At 66.0% G+C, this 9,993-nt stretch carries 10 protein-coding genes; 4 read left to right on the forward strand and 6 right to left on the reverse strand.

Going from position 1 to position 9,993, the window contains the following annotated elements:
• The first annotated feature begins 15 nt into the window (after positions 1–15).
• On the forward strand, positions 16–843 hold the full coding sequence (locus DNK59_RS23640) for a bifunctional 2-polyprenyl-6-hydroxyphenol methylase/3-demethylubiquinol 3-O-methyltransferase UbiG (RefSeq protein WP_110724835.1): 828 nt from the start codon (positions 16–18) through the stop codon (positions 841–843).
• A gap of 89 nt (positions 844–932) precedes the next feature.
• On the opposite strand, the gene DNK59_RS23645 is transcribed toward DNK59_RS23640, so the two are convergent.
• From DNK59_RS23645 to DNK59_RS23660, 4 genes are all read right to left on the reverse strand, one after another.
• Positions 933–1,157: an MbtH family protein gene (locus DNK59_RS23645; RefSeq protein WP_110724836.1), complete on the reverse strand. Its 225-nt coding sequence runs from the start codon at positions 1,155–1,157 to the stop codon at positions 933–935.
• Between the two features lie 82 nt (positions 1,158–1,239).
• Positions 1,240–2,652, reverse strand: a complete 1,413-nt coding sequence (locus DNK59_RS23650; protein ID WP_110724837.1) for an aspartate aminotransferase family protein — start codon at positions 2,650–2,652, stop codon at positions 1,240–1,242.
• 234 nt (positions 2,653–2,886) lie between these two features.
• Positions 2,887–4,212, reverse strand: a complete 1,326-nt coding sequence (locus DNK59_RS23655) for a sensor histidine kinase (RefSeq protein ID WP_110724838.1) — start codon at positions 4,210–4,212, stop codon at positions 2,887–2,889.
• On the reverse strand, positions 4,213–4,890 hold the full coding sequence (locus DNK59_RS23660) for a response regulator (protein ID WP_047305489.1): 678 nt from the start codon (positions 4,888–4,890) through the stop codon (positions 4,213–4,215).
• 150 nt (positions 4,891–5,040) lie between these two features.
• Here DNK59_RS23660 and dsbD point away from each other — a divergent pair, with 150 nt between their 5' ends.
• Genes dsbD through dsbG form a run of 3 tightly spaced genes read left to right on the forward strand, consistent with a single transcriptional unit; the run spans position 5,041 to position 8,398 of the window.
• A complete protein-coding gene (gene dsbD / locus DNK59_RS23665) occupies positions 5,041–6,792 on the forward strand; it encodes a protein-disulfide reductase DsbD (protein ID WP_110724839.1) in 1,752 nt (583 codons plus the stop codon).
• Complete coding sequence (locus tag DNK59_RS23670; protein ID WP_110724840.1) at positions 6,792–7,655, forward strand: TlpA disulfide reductase family protein; 864 nt, start codon at positions 6,792–6,794, stop codon at positions 7,653–7,655. Before dsbD ends, DNK59_RS23670 begins: the two co-directional genes overlap by 1 nt.
• The gene (gene dsbG / locus DNK59_RS23675) at positions 7,631–8,398 is read left to right on the forward strand and encodes a thiol:disulfide interchange protein DsbG (protein WP_110724841.1); all 768 of its coding nucleotides are present in this window, start codon (positions 7,631–7,633) and stop codon (positions 8,396–8,398) included. Before DNK59_RS23670 ends, dsbG begins: the two co-directional genes overlap by 25 nt.
• Positions 8,399–8,508: 110 nt before the next feature.
• On the opposite strand, the gene DNK59_RS23680 is transcribed toward dsbG, so the two are convergent.
• Together DNK59_RS23680 and DNK59_RS23685 are read right to left on the reverse strand one after the other, a co-directional pair.
• Entirely contained in the window at positions 8,509–9,321 is an 813-nt protein-coding gene (locus tag DNK59_RS23680; RefSeq protein ID WP_110724842.1) for an alpha/beta fold hydrolase, read from the reverse strand.
• A gap of 109 nt (positions 9,322–9,430) precedes the next feature.
• Positions 9,431–9,787: a DUF6124 family protein gene (locus DNK59_RS23685; RefSeq protein ID WP_110724843.1), complete on the reverse strand. Its 357-nt coding sequence runs from the start codon at positions 9,785–9,787 to the stop codon at positions 9,431–9,433.
• Positions 9,788–9,993: the final 206 nt, after the last annotated feature.

Raw genomic sequence — 9,993 nt, forward strand, 5'->3', positions numbered from 1 at the left:
CAGGAAAACCACGCCATGAGCGAATACCTGACACTCAACAAGACCAATTGGGACGAGCGCGCGCCCTTGCACGCCGCCTCGGCGGATTATGCGGTGCAGCGCTTCGTCGACGACCCGCAGTTTCTCTCCGAAGTCGTGCAGTTCGACCGCCCCCTGCTGGGCGATATCCAGGGTCTGCGCGGCGTGCATCTGCAATGCCATATAGGCACCGACACCCTGTCCCTGGCGCGCCTCGGCGCACAGATGAGCGGCGTGGACTTCTCCCCGGCGTCCCTGGCCCAAGCCCGGACCCTGGCCCAGCGCTGCCATACGCCCATCGACTACCACGAGTCGGACGTGTTCCTGGCCGCCGAGGTGCTGCCCAAGAGCAGCTTCGATCTGGTCTACACCGGCATCGGCGCGCTGTGCTGGCTGCCCAGCATCGAGCGCTGGGCACAAACCGTCGGCGCCCTGCTCAAGCCCGGTGGCCGGCTGTTCATCCGCGAGGGGCACCCCATGCTCTGGGCCCTCAATGAAGATCACAGCGACTCGCTACGGGTGGAATACCCCTACTTTGAACGCCACGAGCCGCTGGTCTGGGAGGACGAGAACACCTACGTGCAAACCGACAGCGCGCTCAAGGCCACGGTGACCCACGAATGGAACCACGGCCTCGGGGAAATCATCAGCGCCTTGCTGGCCCAGGGCCTGGAAATCACCGGGCTGGTGGAACACCAGAGCATTCCCTGGGAAGCCCTGCCCGGGCAGATGGTGGTGGATGAACGCGGCGAATGGCGGCTCAAGGAAGCGCCATGGCGCCTGCCGCTGAGCTACACCCTGCAGGCCGTCAAGCGCCCGGCCTGAGCGCCGGGCATTAAAAAGCCCGCTGGCCTCAAGGGCTCAGCGGGCTTTTTTTCTGCTTGGGGCCGCGGCTACGGATCTGCTGCCGAAGATCAGCCGGCCAGCGCCTGCTGGTCCATCTTCTGGCGCAGGCTCAAGGGCCGCATGTCGGTCCAGACTTCCTCGATGTAAGCCAGGCACTCCTTCTTGAAGCCGCTCTTGCCAACGGTGCGCCAGCCCTGGGGCACGGCTTTGTAGTCGGGCCAGATCGAGTATTGCTCTTCGTGGTTGACCACCACCTGGAACAGGATGTCCTCACGGTCGAATACGGAAGTCATTGCTTGTCTCCATCGCTGATTAGGGACGCCGCACCCCAGGCGCGGCGGTTGTGTAGAAGGAACGAATCAGGGCCGCGAAAAATTAGAGCCCGGCCACCGCCGCCGCCACCGCCTTGCCGAAGATGTCCGCCACCTGATCGATCTGCGCCGCGCTGATGATCAGCGGCGGCAGGAAGCGCACCACGCTGCCATGGCGCCCGCCCAGTTCAAGGATCAGGCCGCGCTTGAGGCATTCGCGCTGCACCAGTGGCGCCAGACGCGCATGTTGCGGCGGGTGGCCCTGGGCATCCGGCGCGCCGGCCGGGTCCACCAGCTCCACGCCGAGCATCAGGCCACGGCCGCGGATATCGCCCAATTGCGGGTAGTCGCGCTGCAGGATCAGCAAATGCTCGCGCAAGCGCTCGCCCATGGCCGCCGCATGCTCGGGCAGCCGCTGCTCCTTGAGGTAGCGCATCACCGCGGAACCGGTGGCCATGGCCATCTGATTGCCACGGAAGGTGCCGGCGTGAGCCCCGGGCTGCCAGGTGTCGAGCCAGTCGCGATAGACCATCACCGCCAGCGGCAGGCTGCCGCCGATGGCCTTGGACATCACCACCACATCGGGAATGATCCCGGCATGCTCGAAGGCGAACATCTTGCCGGTACGGCCGAAGCCGCTCTGGATTTCATCGACGATCAGCGCCACTCCGGCCTTTTCGGTGATACGCCGCACGCCCCGCAGCCAGTCCAGGTCCGCCGGGATCACCCCGCCCTCGCCCTGTACCGCCTCGACGATCACCGCCGCCGGCAGCGCCACGCCGGCTTCCGGATCGTTCAGCAGGTTTTCCAGGTAGTGCAGGTTGACCTTGACCCCCTCGGCGCCACCGAGCCCGAACGGGCAGCGATAGTCGTAGGGGAACGGCAGGAACTGCACACCGTTGTTCAAGAGTCCCGCCAGCGGACGCTTGGGCCCCAGGCTGCCCATCAGGCTCAGGGCGCCCTGGCTCATGCCGTGGTAACCGCCCTGGAACGACAGCACGGTGCTGCGCCCGGTGGCGCTGCGTACCAGTTTCAGCGCGGCTTCCACGGCGTCGGTGCCGGTGGGGCCGCAGAACTGGATCCTGGCCTCGGCGGCCAGGGCCTCGGGCAGCAGGCCGAACAGATCCTGGACGAACTGGTCCTTGACCGGTGTGGTCAGGTCCAGGGTCAACAGCGGCAATTCATCGGCCAGTACCTGGCGGATCGCGGCGATCACCACCGGGTGGTTGTGGCCCAGGGCCAGAGTCCCGGCACCGGCCAGGCAATCGATGAAACGCCGGCCTTCGACATCCTCGACGTGAATGCCACTGGCGCGCTTCAAGGCCAGGGGGATGCGCCGAGGGTAACTGCGGGCATTGGATTCCTGGCGGCTTTGACGGGCCAGCAGGGGCGACTCGTCGAACTGGTAAAGCGTCTCGGCCGGGATGGCGGCAAGGGCCACCGGCTGATCATCCATAAGGCTGGTAACGGCTGACATGTCTCGAACCCTCGCGCTGCAATTTGAGCAAAACGGCTACCGGCCGAACGCGCAGCCGAAGCAGGGTGCGCACGGGCAGGTTTTCCTGTTCTGGAAACGCACCAGCGAGGTCGGGATTTACACTCCAGGGCGAGGAAATTGCACATACCGCCCCGTAGGAGCCGGCTTGCTGGCAAAGGCGGTCTCAAAGGCCTATTCGCTGGCAAGCCAGCTCCTACAGAGGACGGTGATAGGTCAGGCGTGGTGGGCAGGCAGGGTCAGTTCGACCCGCAGGCCATCAGGAAGGCTGTCGAAACGCAGCTCGCAACCACAACGCTGGACAATCGCCTGGACTATCGCCAGGCCCAATCCGCACCCGGTGCTCTGGCTGTTGCGCCAGAAGCGCTGGGTCAGGTGCTGCAGGTCTTGCTCGGCAATCCCCGGGCCATGGTCGCGCACGTGGAAACGCAGGCGACCGGCCACCAGCTCCAGGTTCAACTCCACCGGACAGTCTTGCGGGGTGTGGCGCAGGGCGTTGTCCAGCAGGTTGCGCAAGGCGGCAATCGCCAGGGTCGAGGGCATGGCCACCGGTGCCTCGGCGGCCTGCTCCCCCAGGTGCACCTTGACTCGCTGCCGGGCGCCCACGGCAGCATCCTGGATCGCCAGGCGGACCACTTGCTCGGCGTTGCAGTGCACGCCGTCATCGAACGACAGGCTGCCCTCGACCCGGGCCAGCAACAGCAGTTGCTCCAAGGTCCGGTGCAGGCGGTCGGCGCCCTCCTCGGCCCGGGCCAGGGATTGATCCCGGGCCGCGCCCTCGGTCATGCGTGCCACTTGCAGGTGGGTCTTGATCGCGGTCAGCGGGCTGCGCAGTTCATGGGCGGCGTCGCCGGTCAGGCGGCGTTCGCGCTCGATGGTCTTGGCGATGCGCTGGAACAGCTGGTTCTGGGTGTCCACCAGCGGCCGCAGTTCGCTGGGCATGGGCTGGATCTGCAACGGCTCCAGGGAGTCGGCGCTGCGGCGCATCAGCGCGTCGCGAATCCGGTTCAACGGCGCCAGGCTCTGGCCGATGCCCAGCCACAACAGCCACAGGCAGCCCAGCAGGGCCACCCCCACCGGCACCGAGGCGGCCAGCAGCACCGACATGTTCAGCGCCTCGCGCTCCACTTGGCGGTCAGCGGTGGTGATGCGCAGATCACCGCGCACCAGGGTGAAGGTGCGCCAGGGCGCGCCGTCGATCATCTGGTCATGAAAGCCCAGTTTCTCGGCTTCCAGGGTGTGTTCCGGGGTGCTATGACTGCGGGCCAGGACCTGCCCGCGCAGGGAACTGACCTGACAGGCCATGCCCCCGGGAATGGTCAAGGCCGCGCTGGAAATGGGGTGGGCATGGGTGTCCGAAGGCAGCGCCGGCATCTGTTCCAGCAGGCCGGCGACCATGCGCGCCGACGCCACCAGCCGCTGGTCCAGGGAAAACATCATCTGATTGCGCAGATCGCTGAGCATCCAGGCCGCGGCCAGGGTCCAGATCAGGATGAAGGCGGCGCCCAGGGTCACGCTCAGGCGCAGGCGCAGGCTCTTCACTTACGACTTCTCCGCGCCGTCGGCCGGCCCCAGGCGATAACCCAGGCCACGCACCGTCTCGACGATGCCATTGCCGAGTTTGCGCCGCAGGTGGTGGATGTGCACGTTGAGGGCGTTGCTTTCCAGCTCATCGTTGAACCCGTAGACGCTGTCCTTGAGTTGCTCGCTGGACAGCACCCGGCCACGGTTGTGCAGCAGGGCCTGAAGCAGCGCCTGCTCGCGCCGGGACAGGTCCACCGGCTCGCCGCCCAGGCGGGTTTCCCGGGTACTGGGGTCGTAGGTCAGGCGCCCGTGCTCGATCAGGTTGACGCTGCGCCCCGCCACCCGGCGCAACAGGGTGTGCAGGCGCGCCGCCAGTTCCCGCAGGTCGAAGGGCTTGAGCAGGTAGTCGTCGGCCCCGGCCTGTAGGCCGTCGACCCGGTCGGTCACCGAGTCGCGGGCGGTGAGGATCAGCACCGGAATCTCCAGGCCCTGCTGGCGCTGTTGCTTGAGCAACTTCAAACCATCTTCATCCGGCAGGCCCAAGTCCAGTACCATCACGTCGAAATCGGCCACGCCGAGCATCGCCCGTGCCGCTGAGGCAGAGGCCACATGCTCGACCGTCAGGCCCTGGGCCGTGAGGCCGGCGACTATTCCGCTGGCGATCAGCTCATCATCTTCACAGACAAGTACGTGCATGGTCGGTCCTGTAATAAAGGCGTTGATTAGGCAGGCAGCGGATTAAGCGGACATTATGCCCGCCGCCCTGCCACAACCCAGTATGGTTAATCATCGGTTAATCAGGACCCGCCATTGTGCTTCCCACTTGCACCGGTTTAAGGCTTGACCATGCGTCGATTGCTCATCTTGCTGTTTATGCTGTTCACCACCCTGGCCGAAGCCGGCAACAATCCGTTCGAGGTCAAGCCCGACTTCCTGCCGGTGGACAAGGCCTTCACCTTCACCTCCGAGCGCCTGCCTTCCGGGGAAACCCAACTGTTCTGGCAGATTGCCGACGGCTACTACCTGTACCAGAAACGCCTGAAGTTCGACGGCCTGGCCCAGGAGCATCAGCCGGCGCTGCCGGACGGCGAACACCACAGCGACGAATTCTTCGGCGAACAGACGGTGTATCGCCAGGGCCTGGAAGTAAAGCTGCCGGCCGCCGCCAGCGGCAAGGTCAAGCTGGGCTGGCAAGGCTGTGCCGACGCCGGCCTGTGCTACCCGCCACAGACCCTTGAAGTCAACCTGGGCGGCGCCCCCGCAGCGGCCGCCGGCAACAGCGCCGCAACCGTCAACGGCACGGCCCAGGACCAACGGCTGGCCAACGACCTGCAAGAAAAATCCTGGGGCCTGGGCCTGCTGGCCTTCTTCGGCTTCGGCCTGCTGCTGGCCTTTGCCCCTTGCTCACTGCCGATGCTGCCGATCCTCGCGGGGATCGTGGTCGGCAGCGGTGCCAGCCCACGCCGGGGCCTGGCCCTGGCCTCCAGCTACGTACTGTGCATGGCCCTGGTGTACGCCGGCATGGGGGTGATCGCCGCCCTGCTGGGCAGCAACCTGCAGGCCTGGCTGCAGCAGCCCTGGGTACTGGGCAGCTTCGCCGCGCTGTTCGTGCTGCTGGCCCTGCCGATGTTCGGTTTCTTTGAATTGCAAATGCCGTCGTTCCTGCGCGACCGCCTGGAAGGCGCCAGCCGCCAGCGCCAGGGCGGCAGCCTGATCGGCTGTGGCGCTCTCGGCGCACTGTCGGCCTTGCTGGTGGGCCCATGCATGACCGCGCCCCTGGCCGGTGGCCTGCTGTACATCGCCCAGACCGGCAATGCCCTGTTCGGCGGCCTGGCACTGTTCGCCCTGGGCCTGGGCATCGGCCTGCCACTGCTGTTGCTGGTGACCCTGGGCAACCGCTTCCTGCCCAAGCCCGGCCCCTGGATGAACCTGCTCAAGGGCGTGTTCGGCTTCCTGTTCCTGGGTACCGCTATCTATATGTTGCGCCCGGTGCTCGGCGCCAGCCTGTGGATCGGTCTGTGGGGCGCCCTGGCCCTGGTACTGGCTTACTGCGCCTGGCAGCAACGGGCCATCGCCGGGCGCCTGCTGCACCTGTTCGGCGCCGCCGCGGTGCTGTTCGGCCTGTGGGGCGGCGTGTTGCTGGTGGGCGCCGCCGGTGGCAGTGATGACCTGTGGCGACCGCTGAAGGTCTACAGCGGTGGCAGCGTGGCCGGCAGCACCACAGCCCACGATGCCTTCACCACCATCAAGTCTCCCGCCGAGCTGCAACGTGCCCTGGACAGCGCCCAGGCCCAGGGCCAGTGGGTGCTGCTGGACTACTACGCCGACTGGTGCGTGTCCTGCAAGATCATGGAGAAAACCGTATTCGGCCAGCCTCAGGTCCAAAGCGCCCTGACAGACGTGCGCCTGCTGCGCCTGGACGTGACCCAGGACAACGCCGACGGCCGCGAACTGCTGGGCCGCTACAAAGTGCCGGGGCCACCGAGCATGCTGTGGATCGGCCCGGACGGCAGCGAACGCCGCAGCCAGCGCATCACCGGTGAAGTGGATGCCAACACCTTCCTGCAACGCTGGACCCAGACCCGGGAAGCCCGTTGATGCTGACCTTTACCATCGGCACCTTCGCCATCGCCCTCAACCACCTGCTGCTGATCAGCGCCCTGGCCCTGGCCACCCTGGTGGGCTGGCGGGTGGCCAAGCGTGGCGGCGACAACCCCGAATCAGTGCTGTTCATGCTGTTCTTGCTGGGCATGCTTGCGGCGCGGGTCTGCTTCGTCATCGCTTACTGGAAGCACTACCAGCACGACCTGTGGCTGATCATCGACCTGCGCGACGGTGGCTTCCTGGCCTGGCCGGGGGTGATCATCATGCTCCTGGCGGCCCTGGCCTGGGGCTGGAAGCGCCCGCCGCTGCGCCGTCCCCTGGCTGCCGGCGTCGCCAGCGGCCTGGCCTTCTGGCTGCTGGCCAGCCTGTCCCTGACGCTCTACGACCAGGGCACCCGCCTGCCGGAAGTGGCCCTGCGCAATGCCGCCGGCGACACCGTGCAACTCACCGACTACCAGGGCGGGCCGCTGGTGATCAACCTCTGGGCCACCTGGTGCCCGCCGTGCCGGCGAGAAATGCCGGTCCTGGAGCGCGCCCAGCAGCAACGTCCGGACCTGACCTTCCTGTTCGTCAACCAGGCCGAAAGCATGCAAAGCGTGGCCACTTTCCTCGCCACCCAGGACCTCAACCTGGACAACGTGCTGTTCGACGGCAGTGGCCGCCTGGGCCAGGCCGTGGGCTCCATGGCCCTGCCCACTACACTGTTCTACAGCGCCGACGGCCGCCTGCTGAGCAGTCACCTGGGAGAACTCTCGGAAGCCAGCCTGGCCCGCGCCCTGGAAACCTTCGACGACGTCCATCCGCCCCCGGTCGCCCCTGCAAGGAAACCGCCATGCCCTTCATCCGCCACCTGCTGAGCCTGTCCTTGGGCGCAGCCCTGCTCAACGCGCCGTTGCTGCAAGCCGAAGAACTGCCCGCGCCGATCCGCAAGATCGAGGAAAAGGGCGCCAAGATCATCGGCCGCTTCGACGCCCCGGACGGCCTCAAGGGCTACGCCGCGCAGTACCAGAACCGTGGCATGACCCTGTACCTGACGCCGGACGGCAAGCACGTGCTGCTGGGCAACCTGTACGACGCCGAGGGCAAGGACCTGAGCGCCGAACCGCTGCAAAAGCTGGTTTACGCACCGATGGCCAAGGAAGTCTGGGGCAACCTGGACAAAAGCAACTGGATCGCCGACGGCAAGGCCGATGCGCCGCGCATCGTCTACCTGTTCAGCGACCCCAACTGCCCCTACTGCAACATGTTCTGGGAACAGGCGCGGCCCTGGGTGAACGCCGGCAAGGTGCAATTGCGGCACATCATGGTGGGCATCATCCGCGAAGACAGCCCGGGCAAATCCGCCGCCCTGCTGGCCGCCAAGGAGCCGCAACAGGCCCTGCAAGAGCATGAAAAAGCCGGCAAGGGCAGCAGCCTGAAGCCGCTGGCGAGTATTCCAGCAGCGGTGCAAGCCAAGCTCGACGCCAACATGAAGCTGATGGAAGAGCTGGAGCTGTCGGCCACTCCGGCGATCTTCTACCTCGACGACAAGGGCGACTTGCAACAGCAGCAAGGCGCCCCGGCCCCGGGCAAACTGACGCAGATTCTCGGTCCGAAATAACCCCGCCCCCTCGTAGGAGCCGGCTTGCCGGCGAAAGCGTCCGTCAGGCTGGCGCCCGGCTGGCGGGCCTCTTCGCTGGCAAGCCAGCTCCTACGACGGAGAATCGGGCTTCAAGCGTCGCGCTGTAAAAACGCCAACAGGACCCGGGTCACGAACTGCGGGTTCTCAAGGCTGGAAATATGCCCCGCCTCGGGCACCCGCTGATAAGGGCAGCCAATGCGCTCGGCCATTTCGATGGTTTCAGCAAGCGGCCGCGGCTGGTCCTGGTCGCCACAGAGCAGCAAGGTGTTGCGCCCATCCAGGTGCGGCAGCTGATCCAGCACATCCGCCCGGCTGAAGGTGATGCGTCCCATGGGGATCACGCTCTGGCGCAGGCGCTCGGTCGGCAGTCCGGCGAGGCTGGCACGAAAATCCTGATACAGCGCCGACTGCCGATCGATACCCTGACGGAAGAAGATCGGCACCACGATATCCAGCAGTTGCTCAGAGATCCCCCCGGCATGCTCGATCTGCTGGAACAGGGAAAAGTAATACTGCCGGGTCGGCTCCGGTTCGGCCCCCAGGTAGGTGTCCATCAGCACCAGGCCGTCGATGCGCTGCGGCGCCGCCAGGGCCAGACGAGCGCCCCACATGCCACCCACCGACAAGCCCACCAGCGTGACGCGCTCGATCTGCAAATGGTCGAGCAAGGCCAGCATCTGCCGCGCCACATCGTCCAGCGACGCCGTGCCTTCCGGCAGCGGACCGGACTGGCCATGGCCCCACAGATCCACGGCAATCACCCGGTACTGCGCCGACAACGCCTCGATCTGCGGCGCCCACATGCCGGTGTCCCACAAATAACTACCGGCCAGGAACACCACGGGCCCCTGGCCCTGGTCAAGGTAGTGCAGCGGTTGTCCATCGATGGTTGCGAAAGGCATGGGGTAGCTCCTGCGGGGAAATGACAAAAAAGGTCCGACAGACTGTGCCGTGAACCAGGCTCAGTCAATCGGACCGGGGCGACAAAAACGTATCAGGAAATGCCCGGATTCAAGGCCCGCGCTGGCCGTCGAGCAAGGCCTCCACCACCGCGCGGGCCATCTCCACCGAATGCACCATGGACCAGATCAACCCGCGCTCCAGGCCGCTGCCCTCCTGGGTGATTTCATCGCACACCTCTTCGGCGCATTTGAGCAGCAGCGCCACATGCACCAGGGCCTCTTCGGCGCTGACGCCTGCGCGCACGCTGAACAGCGAGTCGGGGGAAACGGGTTTGGACTGGGTCGCAAGCTGGAACAGCGCGGGGTCCTGCGGTTGCCGGGCCAGGGCCACGCGCAGGGTGGCGTTGGCGGCCTTGAGGGCGGGATCGCGATAGGACGTGGGGGGATCGGGGACGAGCTTTTTCATGGTCAAACTCCTGGTAATGACAAGGAGCCGACACCGTTCGCTTGCACACGAATAAGGTGGCAGCCGTACGCGGGTGTGCAAGACCGAGTTACCAGAACCCCGGCAGATCCGAAGATCTCCCGCGCGCGGCCGCCATAACACGGTGAACATGAAAACGCTCAGTCATGGCTGAGCGCTTATGCGTCTGGTAACGGTCGGACTTGCAC

Origin of the sequence: Pseudomonas sp. TKO26 (genome assembly GCF_003225665.1) — a bacterium.
Lineage (GTDB): Bacteria > Pseudomonadota > Gammaproteobacteria > Pseudomonadales > Pseudomonadaceae > Aquipseudomonas > Aquipseudomonas saponiphila.